Here is a 14,394-nt window from a genome sequence, read left to right on the forward strand (position 1 = left end):
TGACCCGCGACCTGGGCAAGGCGTTCGTGGAGCCGCCCGAGGGCTGGTGACCGGGCTGTCCCCTGTGGACGGATCTGTCCACAGGGGACGCCCAGGTGCTCGAACGCTCGGTTCGGGGTGCCGGAACGCTCGGTTCTCGGTGTCCGAACGCGCGATTCGCGAGAGGATGGGGGCATGAGCTGGTTCCGCCGCAACCGACCCGAGCCGCCGCGACCCGCCGCGCACCCCAGCGGGCACCTGCCCAACCCGGAGGAGGCCGCGCAGCGGTTCTGGGAGCGCTGGTTCGAGCTGTTGCCGCAGGTCAGCGCCGCGCTGGGGGACCGCGAGCCGCACCGGGTGGAGAACGAGCTGTGCGAGCTGGTCGCGGGCATCCACCCGGACCTGCACTTCACCGTCGACCGCGGGCACCGGGCCATCTACGCGCTGGTGATCAGCGGCCAGGAGGACCCGAGGCTGCGCCCCTACACCGACGCCTGGAAGGCCGCCGCGCCGCCGGAGGACATGATCTGGGAGTACCACGACTCGGTGCCCCCGGTGCCCGACCCGACCGAGGTCACCGTCAACCTCGGCGCGCGCAGGCTGCCGCTGGCCGACGTGCGGGTGGTCGCCCAGGTCAGCGACGGCCTGGTGGACGTGGCGGTGTACCACCCCGAGTTCGCGGCACTGGACGAGGAGCAGCGGCGGACCATGACGTTCCTCCCGCTGGACGTCACCCTCGGTGAGCGGTTGGCGGGTGAGCGCCTCGGTCGGGTGGAAACCGCCACGACCGAGCCAGCGGCCACCATCGGCCTGCTGGAGTTCCGCGAACTGGTGCGCGGACTCGACCAGTCCCAAGCCGAGCCGTCCTCCTGAAACTGTCGGACCCGCCGGCTAGGCTCACCCCGTGACCAGCAGCGATGAACCCACCCCGGTCGAAGGTGTCGAAGACGTCCCCGCCGACGTGCGGGAGCGGCACCAGGCGCTCGCGGAGGAGGTGCGCGGGCACCAGTTCCGCTACTACGTGCTGGACTCGCCCACCATCAGCGACGGGGAGTTCGACGCGCTGCTGCGCTCGCTGCAGGAGCTGGAGGACGCCCACCCCGGCCTGGCCACGCCCGACTCGCCGACCCAGCGGGTCGGCGGCACGTTCTCGACCGAGTTCACCGCGGTCGACCACCTGGAGCGGATGCTCAGCCTGGACAACGTCTTCGACCTCGACGAGCTCCAGGAGTGGTTCAAGCGGGTGGAGAAGGAGGTCGGCGCGGGCACGCACTACCTGTGCGAGCTGAAGATCGACGGCCTGGCCATCAACCTGCTCTACCGCGACGGCCGCCTGGTCCGCGCCCTGACCAGGGGCGACGGCCGCACCGGCGAGGACGTGACGCTCAACGTCCGGACCATCGACGACATCCCCGAGGTGCTCACCGGCACCGACGAGCACCCGGTGCCCGAGCTGGTCGAGGTGCGCGGCGAGGTGTTCTTCGCGGTCGAGGACTTCCTGGAGCTCAACGCGAAGCTGGTCGAGGCGGGCAAGCCGCCGTTCGCCAACCCGCGCAACACCGCGGCCGGGTCGCTGCGGCAGAAGGACCCCAAGGTCACCGCCTCGCGCAGGCTGCGGATGATCTGCCACGGCCTGGGCAAGCGGGAGGGCTTCGAGCTGACCCGCCAGTCCGAGGCGTACGAGGCGCTGCGCGCGTGGGGGCTGCCGGTGTCGCCGCACACCAAGGTGGTCGGCTCGTTCGAGGAGGCCCGCGAGCACGTCGAGCACTGGGGCGCGCACCGGCACGACGCGCTGCACGAGATCGACGGCGTGGTGGTGAAGGTCGACGAGGTGCCGCTGCAGCGCCGCCTCGGCACGACCTCGCGCGCGCCCCGGTGGGCCATCGCGTTCAAGTACCCGCCGGAGGAGGCGACCACCACGCTGCTGGACATCAAGGTCCAGGTGGGTCGCACCGGTCGGGTGACGCCGTTCGCGGTGATGGAGCCGGTGAAGGTGGCCGGGTCCACGGTGGCGCGGGCGACGCTGCACAACGCCTCGGAGGTCAAGCGCAAGGGCGTGCTGATCGGCGACCGCATCGTCATCCGCAAGGCGGGCGACGTGATCCCGGAGGTCCTCGGCCCGGTGATCGACGCCCGCCCGGACGACGCGCGCGAATTCGTCATGCCGCTGACCTGCCCCGAGTGCGGGCACGCGCTGCGGCCGATGAAGGAGGGCGACGTCGACATCCGCTGCCCCAACGCGGCGCGCTGCCCCGGCCAGCTGCGGGAGCGGCTGGCGTACCTGGCCTCCCGGTCGGCGCTGGACATCGAGGTGCTCGGCTACGAGGCCGCCGCCGCCCTGGTCGACTCGCCGGTCTACGACGACGAGGGCGACCTGTTCTCCCTCGACGCGGACAAGCTGGGGCAGGTCGAGCTGTTCCGCACCATCCACGGCGAGCTGACCGCCAACGCGGTGAAGCTGCTGGACAACCTGGAGACCGCGAAGCAGCGTCCGCTGTGGAGGGTGCTGGTCGCGCTGTCGATCCGGCACGTGGGGCCGACCGCGGCCCGCGCGCTGGCGCGGGAGTTCGGCTCGCTGGAGGCGATCACCTCGGCGTCGGAGGAGGCGCTGGCCGCCGCCGAGGGGGTGGGGCCGACGATCGCGCTGGCGGTGCGGGAGTGGGCCGGGACCGCGTGGCGGCAGGAGGTCGTGCGCAAGTGGCGGGCGGCCGGGGTGCGGATGGTCGACGAGCGCGACACCTCGGTCCCGCGCAACCTGGAGGGCCTGTCGATCGTGGTGACCGGCTCGCTGGAGGGCTTCTCCCGCGACGAGGCCAAGGAGGCGATCCTGGCCCGCGGCGGCAAGGCGGTCGGCTCGGTGTCGAAGAAGACCGCCTTCGTGGTGGTGGGCGACAACCCCGGCTCCAAGGCGGACAAGGCGCTGCAGCTGAAGGTGCCGGTGCTGGACGAGGCGGGTTTCCGAACCCTCCTCGCCGACGGCCCGGAGGCCGCCACCCCGCTGGCCACCGTCGGCGAGCCGAACGCCGAGGACGCCTGAGCCGGTCACCCGGAACGCATGATCGCGGCCCCCTTCCTGGTCGATAATCGGGCAACCGCGACGAGGAAGGGGAAGCGATGACCGACGTCGTCGTCAGGCCCGCGCACGAGCACGAGTGGGACGAGGTCGGGGCGCTGACCGTCGCCGCCTACCGGGCGGAGGGCTACCTCACCGGTCCCGTCAACGACTACGCCGCCGAGCTCGCCGACGCCCGCGACCGGGCCCGGCACACCGACCTGCTGGTCGCGGTCGACGACCGGGGCGCGGTGCTGGGCACCATCTCGGTGGTCCACCCCGGCTCGCCCTACGCCGAGACCTGCCGCGAGGGCGAGCTGGAGTTCCGGATGCTCGCCGTGCGCCCCGACGCGCGCGGCCGCGGCATCGGGGAGGCGCTGGTCCGAGCCGCGATCGGGCGCGCCCGCGAGGTGGGCGCCGCGCGGCTGGTCATGAGCACCTCCGAGCGGATGCCCAGCGCGCTGCGCCTGTACCGGCGGCTGGGCTTCGCGCGCAGCCCGGAGCGGGACTGGCGGCCCAAGCCGGGCGTGGACCTCATCGCCTTCCGACTGGAGCTCTCATGACCCTGGCCCGCAGCGCGGGGTCGCGCGCGGCCTGCTCGTAGAGGAAGTCCGCCAGCACCTCCGGCGGCAGCTCGGCCAGCCGGGCGCGCAGCGCCGAGTCCTCCGCGTCCGGCGGCGGCACGGTCAGCCCGCGCGCCAGCAGCACCAGGCCGACCGCCACGCAGTGCTTGCAGAAGAACCCCTCCGCGCCGTACGGGCACGAGCACGAGCCCACCAGCACCTCGGCGTCCCACGCCAACGACACCTCGTACTCCGCTGTGCCCACCACGACGCCCGTCACGTGGCGTGGATGCACTTCCAGGGACACCACGGCATCGCGGTACGCCAGACCGCGCCAGTACGACTTGTGGCCCGCGCGGTGCCGCAACAGGGCAGAGGTGAGCGTCGACATGGCGGTATCCAACACCGTGTGGTTCGGTGGGTCGCGTGCTCCAGGTCTGTTCCAACGGCGCGCGCCCGGCGGGCAGCCACCCGGCCCTGCCGATCACCCCCCAGCAGCTGGCCGCCGACGCGGTCGCCGTGGCCCGGCTCGGGGTCACCTCGTTCCACCTGCACCCGCGCGACATCACCGGCGCGGAGGTGCTCGCGGGCCCGGAGGTGGCCACCGCGGTCTCGGTGGTGCGCGCCGCCGTGCCGCGCGCCGCGATCGGCGTCACCACCGGGGCGTGGATCGAGCCGGACCCGCGCAGGCGGGCCGAGCTGGTGCGCGGCTGGGCGGGCCTGGCGGCGGGCAAGCCGGACTTCGCCTCGGTCAACGCCCACGAGGAGGGCTGGCTGGAGGTGTGCCGGGCGCTGCGCGAGGCCGGGATCGGCGTCGAGGTGGGCGTGTTCCACGAGGAGGCGGCCCGGCGGCTGCTCGCCGCCGGGGTGCCGGAGGGGACCGTGCGGCTGCTGGCCGAGGTCCAGCCCGGCGAGGGCGTCGCCGAGGCCGAGCGGCTGCTCGCGCTGCTGGAGCCGCTGGGCGTGCCGGTCCTGCTGCACGGCGAGGACGACAGCGCCTGGCCGGTGCTGGGCCACGCCGCCCGCCTGGAGCTGGACACCCGCGTCGGCCTGGAGGACGTGCTCACCCTCCCGGACGGCCGCCCGGCCGCGAACAACGCCCAGCTCGTCGAGCAGGCCCGCCGGATCGTGCGCGGCCGGTCGGTCCGCTAGCGGCAGGGCGGTCCGTTAACAGCCGGTCGGTCCGGCGGCGGTCGGTCCGGCAGCGGTCAGTCCGGCGGCGGTCAGTCCGGCAGCACCACGGACACGATCCCGGCCAGGTGGGCCAGCCGCGCCACCTCGGCCGCGCGGAACATCGGCCCGCCGGGACGACCCACCAGCAGCACCCGGTCGGGCCTGCCCAGCGGGGTCGCGGCCAGCTCGGTGCCCAGCTCGCGCCACGTCTCGGGCACCCAGCCGTCCTCGCCGTCGAGCACGGTGGCCCGCGCCAGCGGGAACCACGGCGGGTCCACCAGGCGGGTCTCCGGGGCGGCCGTGGACGCGGTCACCCGGTGCACCCCGGCCTTGCCCCGCTCCACGACCACGGCCCAGCCCGCGCGGATGATCTTGGGCACGCCCTCGGTGAACACCGCCAGGCCCTTGGCGGGCTCCTCGGCGACCTCCTCCACCAGCTCCAGCTCGCGGTGGGTGTCCAGCACGCCCGCGTACGGCCGCACCGCGTCGACCTCCACGCCGTCGATGGACTCCGCGGCGGTGATCAGCACGTCCGGCAGCCGCCCGGAGGGCAGCTCCACCACCAGGTCGTCGATGGCCAGGCCCGAGCCGCGCTCCACCACGTCCACGCTGAGGATGTCGGCTCCGATCGCGCCGAGCGCGGAGGCGACCGCACCCAGGGTGCCGGGACGGTCCGGGAGCTGGACCCGGATCAGGAAGGACACGTGCACGCCTCCATGCTGAGGTACTGCCGAACGGTCGACTCGCCGGCCGATGATTGTCGCAGACGCGGCTTCGCTTTCCGACCGACGCGCGCGGTTGCGCGCCGGTAAAATCCCGCACTCCCGGTCGGCCCGCTCGGGCCCCACCCTGACCAGCCAATAGACTCGTCGGGTCCCGATCCGAAAAACCGACCCACGGGGGTTGACGAGGTGCCCAGCATCTCCCGCGACGAGGTCGCGCACCTGGCTCGCCTGGCCAGGCTCGCCGTCACCGACGACGAGCTGGACCTGTTCGCAGGCCAGTTGGACGTGATCCTGCAGTCGGTGGCCACGGTGGGCGACATCGCCACCGCGGACATCCCGCCCACTTCGCACGCCGTTCCGCTGACCAACGTGTTCCGCGAGGACGCGGTGCGTCCCAGCCTCGGTCAGCAGCAGGCGCTCGCGGGCGCCCCCGCCGCCGAGGACGGTCGCTTCCGCGTCCCCCGCATCCTGGGGGAGGAAGCATGAGCGACCTGATCCGCAGCACCGCCGCCGAGCTGGCGGCCAAGATCGCCAGTCGCGAGGTCTCCGCGGTCGAGGTCGCGCAGGCGCACCTGGACCGCATCGCCGAGGTCGACGGCTCGGTGAAGGCGTTCCTGCACGTCGACGCCGAGGGCGCGCTGGCCGCGGCCCGCAGGGTCGACGAGGACGTCGCCGCGGGCAACGCGCCCGCGAGCCCGCTGGCGGGCGTCCCGCTGGCCCTCAAGGACGTCTTCACCACCGAGGGCGTGCCGACCACGTGCGGCTCGAAGATGCTGGAGGGCTGGCGCCCGCCCTACGACGCCACGGTGACCCGCAGGCTCAAGGAAGCGGGCGTGGTCATCCTGGGCAAGACGAACATGGACGAGTTCGCGATGGGCTCCTCCACCGAGAACTCCGCCTACGGCCCGACCCGCAACCCGTGGGACCTGGACCGGATTCCGGGTGGTTCCGGCGGCGGTTCCAGCGCCAGCCTGGCCGCGTTCGAGGCGCCGCTGGCGATCGGCACCGACACCGGCGGCTCGATCCGCCAGCCCGGCTCGGTCACCGGCACCGTCGGCGTGAAGCCGACCTACGGCGGCGTGTCCCGCTACGGCCTGGTGGCGTTCTCGTCCTCGCTGGACCAGGCGGGCCCGTGCGCGCGCACGGTGCTGGACGCCGCGCTGCTGCACGAGATCATCGCGGGCCACGACCCGCTGGACTCCACCTCCGTCGACGCGCCCGTGCCGCCCGTGGTCGCCGCGGCCCGCGAGGGCGCCAACGGCGACCTGACCGGCGTGCGCGTCGGCGTGGTGACGCAGTTCAGCGGCGAGGGCTACCAGCCGGGCGTGCTGCGCTCGTTCGAGGCGGCCGTGGCGCAGCTCAAGCAGCTGGGCGCGGAGATCGTCGAGGTGTCCTGCCCCAGCTTCGACTACGCGCTGCCCGCGTACTACCTGATCGCGCCGAGCGAGGCGTCGTCGAACCTGGCCCGCTTCGACGCGATGCGCTACGGCCTGCGCGTCGGCGACGACGGCACCCGCAGCGCCGAGGAGGTCATGTCGCTGACCCGCGAGGCGGGCTTCGGCGCGGAGGTCAAGCGCCGCATCATGATCGGCACGTACGCGCTGTCCTCGGGCTACTACGACGCCTACTACGGCTCGGCGCAGAAGGTGCGCACGCTCATCTCGCGCGACTTCGAGTCCGCGTTCGCCACGGTGGACGTGCTGGTCTCGCCGACCACGCCGACCACCGCGTTCCGCATCGGCGAGCGCACCGGCGACCCGATGGCCATGTACAAGGCCGACCTGTGCACCATCCCGGCCAACCTGGCGGGCAACGCCGCGATGAGCGTGCCCAGCGGGCTGTCCGACGAGGACGGTCTGCCGGTGGGCCTGCAGATCATGGCCCCGGCCCTGCAGGACCACCGCATGTACCGGGTGGCCGCGGCCTACGAGGCGGCCCGCGACGCCGCCCTCGGCCACACCGTCATCAGCCAGGTCCCGCAGCTGGAAGGAGCCGCGCGATGAAGAAGACCCGTGGTGTGTTCGGCCTGCTCAGCGCGGGCGCGTCGGCGGCGAGCGCGTTCTCCTCGCTCAAGGCCGCCCGCGGCGACAAGGACAAGCTGGCCCTGGCCAACGCGCTGGGCAGTGCCATCGTCGCGATCACCGGCCTGGCGCTGGCGATCCGGGCGATGCGGAAGGACGGGAAGGCATGACCTCGGTCGACGAGCTGATGGACTACGCCGAGGTCGTCGAGCGCTACGACCCGGTGCTGGGCCTGGAGGTCCACGTCGAGCTGCACACGAACACGAAGATGTTCTGCGGCTGCGCCAACCTGTTCGGCGGCGAGCCCAACACCCACGTGTGCCCCACCTGCCTCGGCCTGCCCGGCGCGCTGCCGGTGGTCAACGGCAAGGCCGTGGAGTCGGCGATCCGCATCGGCCTGGCGCTGAACTGCGAGATCGCCGAGTGGTGCCGGTTCGCCCGGAAGAACTACTTCTACCCGGACATGCCGAAGAACTTCCAGACCTCGCAGTACGACGAGCCGATCGCGTTCAACGGCTGGCTCGACGTCGCGCTGGACGACGGCACGGTGGTGCGGGTGGAGATCGAGCGCGCCCACATGGAGGAGGACACCGGCAAGTCGCTGCACGTCGGCGGCGCGACCGGGCGCATCCACGGCGCGGAGCACTCGCTGCTGGACTACAACCGCGCGGGCGTGCCGCTGATCGAGATCGTCACCAAGCCGATCACCGGCACCGGCGAGCGGGCCCCCGAGGTGGCCCGCGCGTACGTGACGGCGCTGCGGGACCTGCTCAAGGCGCTGGACGTCTCCGACGTCCGGATGGACCAGGGCTCGCTGCGCTGCGACGCCAACGTGTCGCTGATGCCCAAGGGCACCACCGAGTTCGGCACCCGCACCGAGACCAAGAACGTCAACTCGCTGCGCAGCGTCGAGCGGGCGGTGCGGTTCGAGATGACCCGCCAGGCCGCGGTGCTCGCGGGCGGCGGCAAGATCACCCAGGAGACCCGCCACTTCGACGAGTCCACCGGCAGCACCTCCTCCGGGCGCACCAAGGAGACCGCGGAGGACTACCGGTACTTCCCCGAGCCGGACCTGGTGCCCGTCGCGCCGTCGCGCGAGTGGGTGGAACAGCTGCGCGGCACGCTGCCGGAGCTGCCCTGGGAGCGCCGCAAGCGCATCCAGCAGGAGTGGAACCTCACCGACGCCGAGCTGCGCGACCTGGTCAACGCGGGCGCGGTGGACCTGGTGGCGGCCACGGTCGAGGCGGGCGCGACGCCCGCCGAGGCGCGCTCGTGGTGGGTGGCCTACCTGACCAAGGAGGCCAACAACCGGGGCGTCGAGCTGGCCGAGCTGGCGATCACGCCCGCGCAGATCGCGCGGGTCGTGGCGCTGGTGAACTCCGGCGAGCTGACCAACAAGCTCGCCCGCGAGGTCGTCGCGGGCGTGCTGGCGGGCGAGGGCGAGCCGGAGGCCGTCATCGAGGCCAGGGGCCTGAAGGTCGTCTCGGACGACTCGGCCCTGGAGGCGGCGGTGGACGAGGCGCTGGCGGCGCAGCCGGACGTGGCGGCGAAGATCCGCGACGGCAAGGTGGCGGCGGCGGGCGCGATCGTCGGAGCGGTCATGAAGGCGACCAAGGGGCAGGCGGACGCCAAGCGCGTGCGCGAGCTGGTGATCGCCCGCTGCTCCTGAGCGGGGACCTGCTGAGCGGGGACCTGCGGGGCGGGGACCGGTGGACCGGGGAGTGGGTTCGGGCTCACTCCCCGGTGTGCACCGCGAGTTCCCCGAGGGCCTGCCCGGAAACCTCGGCGACCTTGGTGAGGGTTCGGTGGTCCATGACCATCACGTACTCGCGGTTGTGGCCGAAGGTCAGCGTGACGCGGTCGTCGTCGGCGTTGACGTCGGCGGTGACGGACACGTCCCCGGACATCTCGATCCAGGCTTCGACCGACACGTCGGAGTACTGGTGCAGCGGCATGACATCTCCTTCTTAAGGGCAACCTGTCTCGCTTAGGCTAGCGAGACAGGTGTGGCTTGACCCAGAACCTGATCGGGTGAGAAACGGGGAGCGCCTGTGGCTAGGGCTCGGCAGACCTTCGAGCGGCGGCAACTGGGCCTGGCGCTGCGGCGGCTCCGGCTCGACAAGGGCGTGCCCCAGAAGGCGGCGGCCGAGGCCATCGGCCGGTCGCGGACCAAGGTCGTCGAACTGGAGGAGGGCAACGGCACCCTCAGCGGTGACGACCTGGCGCGGCTGCTGGACTACTACGCGGTGTCCGGTGCGGAGCGGGAGGCGATGCTCGCCCTCGGCGCGCAGGCCCGCCGTCGCAAGCGCGGGCGGACCTACGTGGACCTGCTGCCCAACTCCTACCAGCGGTTCGCCGACCTGGAGGCCAACGCCGCGCGGATCAGCACCTACGAGCCGGGCATCGTGCCGGGGTTGCTCCAGTCACCGGACTACATCCGCGCGGTCATCGAAGAGGGCGACGGCATCTGGTGGGACGGCGCGGACCCCGGTCGCGAGGACCGGATCTCCTTCCGGCTCGACCGCCAGGCGGTCGTCTTCGGCGCGGGAGAGCCGAAAGACCTCCGGTTCGTCCTGACCGAGGACAGCTTGCGCGCCGACTTCGGCGCGCCCGAAGTGATGCGGGGGCAGTTGCGGCACCTGCTGTCCCTGTGCGACGGGCGGCCGGGGCCGGCGATTCGCTTGCTGCGCAACGACACCCACCCCAACCCGCTGCGCGGTCGAGCCCTGATCCTGTTCGACTTCAAGGGAAAGGCCCCTGCGGTCGGCTATTCGGAGGCCATCGCGGGGCACTCCGCCTACTACGATGACCCGGCCGACACCGCAGCCCTGGCGCTGGCGTTCGAGCGCGTCTGGGAACTCGCCGCGACCGAGCCGGGAACCGAGCGGTTCATCCGCGAGCTGTTGGAGGAACTGTGAGCCCTCGCGACACCGGCTGGTTCAAGAGCGTTCGCAGCAGTGCCAACGGTCCCGCTTGCGTCGAGGTGCGGATCACCGGGGTGGTCGCCGTCCGCGATTCCAAGAACGCGACCGGTTCGATCTCCGAGTACGCCCCTGCCGCCTGGCGTGCTTTTCTGGAAGCTGTCAAATCAGGCCGGTTTGACAATTGATCATGGAATGCTCGCGCGTGGTGAAGTGAGCGCTACTCCTTGTTCACTCTTCTCGGTGAGAGCGCCACTGCCAGGGCGAACACCCGCAGAAAACGGGTATTCACAGTGACGGAATACTGTTAATGCGTTAGCCCATTCGTGTGGTATCCACTGTCGGGTGGCATTGTTGCCCCTGGTCAGAGCCCGTTTGCCGTAGTCGATCGTTGCGCACAGTAAAAAACCCCCTCAATCTTGCCGCCATCTGTGTCAGGCTTGAGCCGTTCGGAGGGCCGGGGGGCCTACCGGATTGACTCCAACAGAGGCACCACGCACCCCGCGCGGGTGCCGTTGCAGGGGAGGGCAACAACGATGTCTGCTGGCATGAACCCTTCGAAGACCAGGACCGACCCCGAGCTGGTCGAGGAGATCGAAGAGATCGCCGCCAAGGTCGAGGAGAGCCCGCTGGCGCTGTTCGCCGGGGACGGCGGCGTGGAGACCAACGGCGGTCCTTACCAGACGCACGGCGAGCCCACGGACCCGACCGGTGGCCCTTACCAGCCGCATGAGCCGGACCCGAAGGCGCCCGCCGCGCCGATGCAGCCCATGGGTGGTCCGTACCAGACCCATTCGGACGACCCCGCGGTGGCGAGGAACTGAGCGTGACGACCGCACTGCCAGCCGGACGGCTGGCAGTGCGGTCACTTCGTTTGTGCTCTGATATGCCTGTGCCCCCGCAGAACGCCGATCCTGTCCGGGACGCCCGCGAACTGCACCGGAAGGGCAAGCTCGCCGCGTCGGCGAACCACTACCCGGCCGCGTCGCGACTGCTGCGCAAGGGGATCGCCCGCCTCGACGCGTCGGGTGTGAACTCGGTGGAGAGCCTGGAAGTCCGCGTCCGGCTGCTGATCACCCTCTCGTTCTGCGTCGCCGAGACGCGCGGTCTGGAGGAGGGGCTCAACCAGATCGCCGTGACCCGCGAGAGCCTGTCGGCCATGCCGCCGGGCGCGTTGCGCGACGAACTGGAGAGCCTGGCCAACGGCGTCCACGGGGTGCTGCTGTTCCGGGTGGGCCGCATCTGGGAGGGCATCCGCTACGTCGATCTCGACGTGGCCTACCACGAGGCGAAGCTCGCCCAGACCACCGACGACCCCACGCCCGTGGTCAACTCGCTGGTCACCACCCTGTCCAACCGGGGCAACGCCTTCGGCGAGATCTACCAGTTCGACAAGGCCGTGCGCGATCTCAACCGCGCGGCGGAGCTGGCCGTCCAGTACGACATGCCCATGCGGGCGGCGATCGCCACGCACGCCCTGGGCAACGTGCTGCTGCGCGCGGGGGACGTCACCGCGGCGCTGCGCCGCTACGGTGAAGCGGCCAAGACCTTCCAGGAGGTCGAACCGGGCCTGCTGCTGCGGCTGCGCATCGACCAGGCCGAGGCGATGATCGCCGTCGGGCTGGCCGACGAGGCGGGCCGACAGCTGGACGCGGTGCTGCCCGACCTGCGCGCCCAGCGGGTCGGCCAGGACATCGCCGAGGCGGAGATGTTCCGCGCCATCGCCGCGCTGCACGAAGGTGACCTGATCACCGCCCAGCGGATGGCCAAGGCGGCGCAGCGCAAGCTCGCCCAGCGCGGCAGCCCCGCGTGGGCGGCCATCGCCAGCCTGATCATCCTGCGCGCCAGGGCGCTGTGCGCCATCGGCACCCACCGCCCGACCCACCGCCCGCCCGCGCGCCTGGTCGAGCGGGCGCTGTCGCTGGCGGCCGAGCTGGCCGCGTTGAAGCTGCACGAGCACGCCGCGCTGGCGCACGTGCTGGCCGCCCGGCTGGAGGTCCGGCGCGGCAACACCGACCGCGCCGCCGAGCTGCTGCGCAGCGTGCCCAAGTCGCGCCGGTTCAGCCCCATCGACCACCGGATGCTGCTGCGGCTGTGCCGGGCGGAACTCGCCCTGGCCCAGGGCAACCAGCGCGCGGCGCTGGCCCAGGCGCAGGCGGGCCTGGCCGAGCTGGGCCGGATGCGCGACCAGCTCGGCGGGCTGGAACTGCTGTCCGGCACCTCGCTGCACGGCCGCGAGCTGGGCGAGCTGGCGGTCCGGCTGGTGCTGGCGGCGGGCGACTCCCCGGCCAACGCCAAGCGGCTGTTCACCTGGCTGGAGCGCACCAGGGCGCAGATGTACCGCTACGACCCGGTCGAGTCCACCGTGGACGCGGCGCTGGGCGAGCGCATCGCCGAGGTCCGGCAGCTGAGCAGGCTGCTGCTGCGCGCCCGGCTGGACGGGGCGCCCACCGCCGAGCTGGAGCAGCGCTACGCCGCGGGCCAGCGCGCCGCGATGCAGCTGGGCTGGAGCGCGAGCCCGTGGGGCAAGCCCCGGCCCGTGGCCACCGCCGACGAGGTGGCGGCCCGGCTGGGCGACCGCGCGCTGATCAGCTTCGCCTCGTGCGACGAGGAGCTGGTGGCGGTCGTGGTGGTGGACGGCCGGGTGCGCATGGTGCGCCTGGGGGCGGTGGAGGTGGCCACCGAGGCCGCGCGCAAGTTGCACGCCGACCTGAACGCGCTGGCCCCCGACCACCTGCCGCCCCCGCTGGTCGAGGTCATCTCCGCGTCCGCCTGCCGCGAGGCGCGGAAGCTGGACGCCGCCCTGCTGCGCCCGCTGGCCGACATGATCGGCGACCGGGAGCTGGTGGTCGTGCCGACCGGCGCGCTGTACGTGGTGCCCTGGGGCGTGCTGCCCACCTGCGCCTCCCGCCCGACGACCGTGGTGCCCTCCGCCACCGCCTGGCTGTCGAGCAGCCGCGTCGACCGCGATCACGGCAGCGGCGTGGTGCTGGTCCGAGGCCCTGGGCTGGCCGCCGCGCAGGGGGAGATCGAGCGGCTGGCCGTGCTGCACCGGGACGCCAAGCTGCTGGGCGTGGAGGAGGCCAGGGTGGTGTCGGTGCTGGAGGCGCTGGACGGCGTCGAGCTGGCGCACATCGCCGCGCACGGCGAGCACGAGCCGGAGAACGCCCTGTTCTCCCGGCTGGAGCTGGTCGACGGGGCGCTGTTCGCGCACGAGGTCGGCCGGGTGCGGCGGCCCCCGGAGCGGGTCGTGCTGGCCGCCTGCGAGCTGGCGCTCAACCGCGTGCGGCCCGGCGACGAGCCGCTGGGGTTCGCGGGCGCGCTGCTGGCCGGTGGGGCGCGCACGGTGATCGCCGCGTCGAGCAAGGTGGGCGACCAGCCGTCGGCCGCGGCGATGGCCGACTTCCACCGCGCCCTGGCGACGGGCGCGCCACCCGCCGTGGCGCTGGCCGAGGCGGTGGCGGTGGACCCGCTGCGTCGCCCGTTCGTGTGCCTCGGCTCGGGCTGACGGGAGGTCGGGAAAAGTTCCGGGAAAAAGTTCGGCGGGCGATGTCGAGAACCCGTGTCCGGCTCCGTCCCCGTGGTGAACGCGACGACAATGGGGTCGCGTCGGTACCGAGGAGGACCACGATGGCCAAGTACCTGCTGCTCAAGCACTACCGGGGCGCTCCGGCGGCGGTCAACGACGTGCCCATGGACCAGTGGACGCCCGAGGAGATCTCGGCCCACATGCAGTACATGCGCGACTTCGCGGCCCGCCTGGAGGCGACCGGCGAGTTCGTCGACGGCCAGGCGCTGGCCCCCGAGGGCACGTTCGTCCGGTACGACGGCGAGGGCCGCCCGCCGGTCACCGACGGCCCGTTCGCCGAGACCAAGGACCTCATCGCGGGCTGGATGGTGATCGACGTCGACAGCTACGAGCGCGCCGTCGAACTGGCCGGGGAGCTGTCGGCCGCCCCC

The 14,394-nt window shown here is 72.5% G+C and carries 16 protein-coding genes; 13 read left to right on the forward strand and 3 right to left on the reverse strand.

The window, feature by feature from the left end:
- Positions 1-174 precede the first annotated feature (174 nt).
- From IEZ00_RS09180 to IEZ00_RS09190, 3 genes are all read left to right on the forward strand, one after another.
- Positions 175-852 carry a hypothetical protein gene (locus IEZ00_RS09180; RefSeq protein ID WP_189222758.1) on the forward strand — a complete coding sequence of 226 codons (678 nt, stop codon included), beginning with the start codon at positions 175-177 and terminating at the stop codon, positions 850-852.
- 31 nt (positions 853-883) lie between these two features.
- Positions 884-3,016 carry an NAD-dependent DNA ligase LigA gene (gene ligA, locus IEZ00_RS09185; RefSeq protein ID WP_189222759.1) on the forward strand — a complete coding sequence of 711 codons (2,133 nt, stop codon included), beginning with the start codon at positions 884-886 and terminating at the stop codon, positions 3,014-3,016.
- A 77-nt stretch (positions 3,017-3,093) separates the two neighbouring features.
- Positions 3,094-3,594, forward strand: a complete 501-nt coding sequence (locus IEZ00_RS09190) for a GNAT family N-acetyltransferase (protein ID WP_189222760.1) — start codon at positions 3,094-3,096, stop codon at positions 3,592-3,594.
- Here the strand turns inward: IEZ00_RS09190 and IEZ00_RS09195 are convergent.
- Positions 3,566-3,985: an SWIM zinc finger family protein gene (locus IEZ00_RS09195; protein WP_189222761.1), complete on the reverse strand. Its 420-nt coding sequence runs from the start codon at positions 3,983-3,985 to the stop codon at positions 3,566-3,568. The two genes, IEZ00_RS09190 and IEZ00_RS09195, sit on opposite strands and share 29 nt — an antisense overlap.
- 35 nt (positions 3,986-4,020) lie before the next feature.
- Between IEZ00_RS09195 and IEZ00_RS09200 the strand changes: the two genes are divergently transcribed.
- Entirely contained in the window at positions 4,021-4,746 is a 726-nt protein-coding gene (locus IEZ00_RS09200) for a 3-keto-5-aminohexanoate cleavage protein (RefSeq protein ID WP_189222762.1), read from the forward strand.
- Positions 4,747-4,817: 71 nt separating this feature from the next.
- On the opposite strand, the gene IEZ00_RS09205 is transcribed toward IEZ00_RS09200, so the two are convergent.
- Complete coding sequence (locus IEZ00_RS09205; protein WP_189223307.1) at positions 4,818-5,471, reverse strand: ACT domain-containing protein; 654 nt, start codon at positions 5,469-5,471, stop codon at positions 4,818-4,820.
- 207 nt (positions 5,472-5,678) lie between these two features.
- Between IEZ00_RS09205 and gatC the strand changes: the two genes are divergently transcribed.
- Genes gatC through gatB form a run of 4 tightly spaced genes read left to right on the forward strand, consistent with a single transcriptional unit; the run spans position 5,679 to position 9,182 of the window.
- Entirely contained in the window at positions 5,679-5,978 is a 300-nt protein-coding gene (gatC, locus tag IEZ00_RS09210) for an Asp-tRNA(Asn)/Glu-tRNA(Gln) amidotransferase subunit GatC (RefSeq protein WP_189222763.1), read from the forward strand.
- Positions 5,975-7,495: an Asp-tRNA(Asn)/Glu-tRNA(Gln) amidotransferase subunit GatA gene (gatA, locus tag IEZ00_RS09215; RefSeq protein WP_189222764.1), complete on the forward strand. Its 1,521-nt coding sequence runs from the start codon at positions 5,975-5,977 to the stop codon at positions 7,493-7,495. The genes gatC and gatA overlap by 4 nt, the downstream gene beginning before the upstream one ends.
- A complete protein-coding gene (locus tag IEZ00_RS09220) occupies positions 7,492-7,683 on the forward strand; it encodes a hypothetical protein (protein ID WP_189222765.1) in 192 nt (63 codons plus the stop codon). Before gatA ends, IEZ00_RS09220 begins: the two co-directional genes overlap by 4 nt.
- Positions 7,680-9,182 carry an Asp-tRNA(Asn)/Glu-tRNA(Gln) amidotransferase subunit GatB gene (gene gatB / locus IEZ00_RS09225; RefSeq protein ID WP_189222766.1) on the forward strand — a complete coding sequence of 501 codons (1,503 nt, stop codon included), beginning with the start codon at positions 7,680-7,682 and terminating at the stop codon, positions 9,180-9,182. Before IEZ00_RS09220 ends, gatB begins: the two co-directional genes overlap by 4 nt.
- 64 nt (positions 9,183-9,246) lie before the next feature.
- Here the strand turns inward: gatB and IEZ00_RS09230 are convergent, their stop codons facing one another.
- Positions 9,247-9,468: a hypothetical protein gene (locus IEZ00_RS09230; RefSeq protein ID WP_189222767.1), complete on the reverse strand. Its 222-nt coding sequence runs from the start codon at positions 9,466-9,468 to the stop codon at positions 9,247-9,249.
- Positions 9,469-9,564: 96 nt separating this feature from the next.
- Here IEZ00_RS09230 and IEZ00_RS09235 point away from each other — a divergent pair, with 96 nt between their 5' ends.
- The 5 genes from IEZ00_RS09235 to IEZ00_RS09255 all read left to right on the forward strand — a co-directional run.
- Positions 9,565-10,431 (forward strand): helix-turn-helix domain-containing protein, encoded by an 867-nt coding sequence (locus tag IEZ00_RS09235; protein WP_189222768.1) that lies wholly within the window; start codon positions 9,565-9,567, stop codon positions 10,429-10,431.
- A complete protein-coding gene (locus IEZ00_RS09240; protein WP_189222769.1) occupies positions 10,428-10,622 on the forward strand; it encodes a DUF397 domain-containing protein in 195 nt (64 codons plus the stop codon). The genes IEZ00_RS09235 and IEZ00_RS09240 overlap by 4 nt, the downstream gene beginning before the upstream one ends.
- Positions 10,623-10,982: 360 nt before the next feature.
- On the forward strand, positions 10,983-11,258 hold the full coding sequence (locus tag IEZ00_RS09245; protein WP_189222770.1) for a hypothetical protein: 276 nt from the start codon (positions 10,983-10,985) through the stop codon (positions 11,256-11,258).
- Positions 11,259-11,320: 62 nt separating this feature from the next.
- The gene (locus IEZ00_RS09250) at positions 11,321-13,942 is read left to right on the forward strand and encodes a CHAT domain-containing protein (RefSeq protein ID WP_189222771.1); all 2,622 of its coding nucleotides are present in this window, start codon (positions 11,321-11,323) and stop codon (positions 13,940-13,942) included.
- A gap of 122 nt (positions 13,943-14,064) precedes the next feature.
- Positions 14,065-14,394, forward strand: a 330-nt coding sequence (locus IEZ00_RS09255; RefSeq protein WP_229795345.1) for a YciI family protein, incomplete at its 3' end; no start/stop codon positions are given.

Origin of the sequence: Saccharothrix coeruleofusca, assembly GCF_014648515.1 — a bacterium.
Classification (GTDB): domain Bacteria; phylum Actinomycetota; class Actinomycetes; order Mycobacteriales; family Pseudonocardiaceae; genus Actinosynnema; species Actinosynnema coeruleofuscum.

Bases quoted from the DNA above. Each gene is read 5' to 3' on its own strand.
- IEZ00_RS09245 (WP_189222770.1), top strand. From the start codon at position 10,983: ATGAACCCTTCGAAGACCAGGACCGACCCCGAGCTGGTCGAGGAGATC.
- IEZ00_RS09220 (WP_189222765.1), top strand. From the start codon at position 7,492: ATGAAGAAGACCCGTGGTGTGTTCGGCCTGCTCAGCGCGGGCGCGTCG.
- gatA (WP_189222764.1), top strand. From the start codon at position 5,975: ATGAGCGACCTGATCCGCAGCACCGCCGCCGAGCTGGCGGCCAAGATC.
- IEZ00_RS09180 (WP_189222758.1), top strand. From the start codon at position 175: ATGAGCTGGTTCCGCCGCAACCGACCCGAGCCGCCGCGACCCGCCGCG.
- gatB (WP_189222766.1), top strand. From the start codon at position 7,680: ATGACCTCGGTCGACGAGCTGATGGACTACGCCGAGGTCGTCGAGCGC.
- IEZ00_RS09190 (WP_189222760.1), top strand. From the start codon at position 3,094: ATGACCGACGTCGTCGTCAGGCCCGCGCACGAGCACGAGTGGGACGAG.
- IEZ00_RS09250 (WP_189222771.1), top strand. From the start codon at position 11,321: ATGCCTGTGCCCCCGCAGAACGCCGATCCTGTCCGGGACGCCCGCGAA.
- IEZ00_RS09195 (WP_189222761.1), bottom strand. From the start codon at position 3,985: ATGTCGACGCTCACCTCTGCCCTGTTGCGGCACCGCGCGGGCCACAAG.
- IEZ00_RS09230 (WP_189222767.1), bottom strand. From the start codon at position 9,468: ATGCCGCTGCACCAGTACTCCGACGTGTCGGTCGAAGCCTGGATCGAG.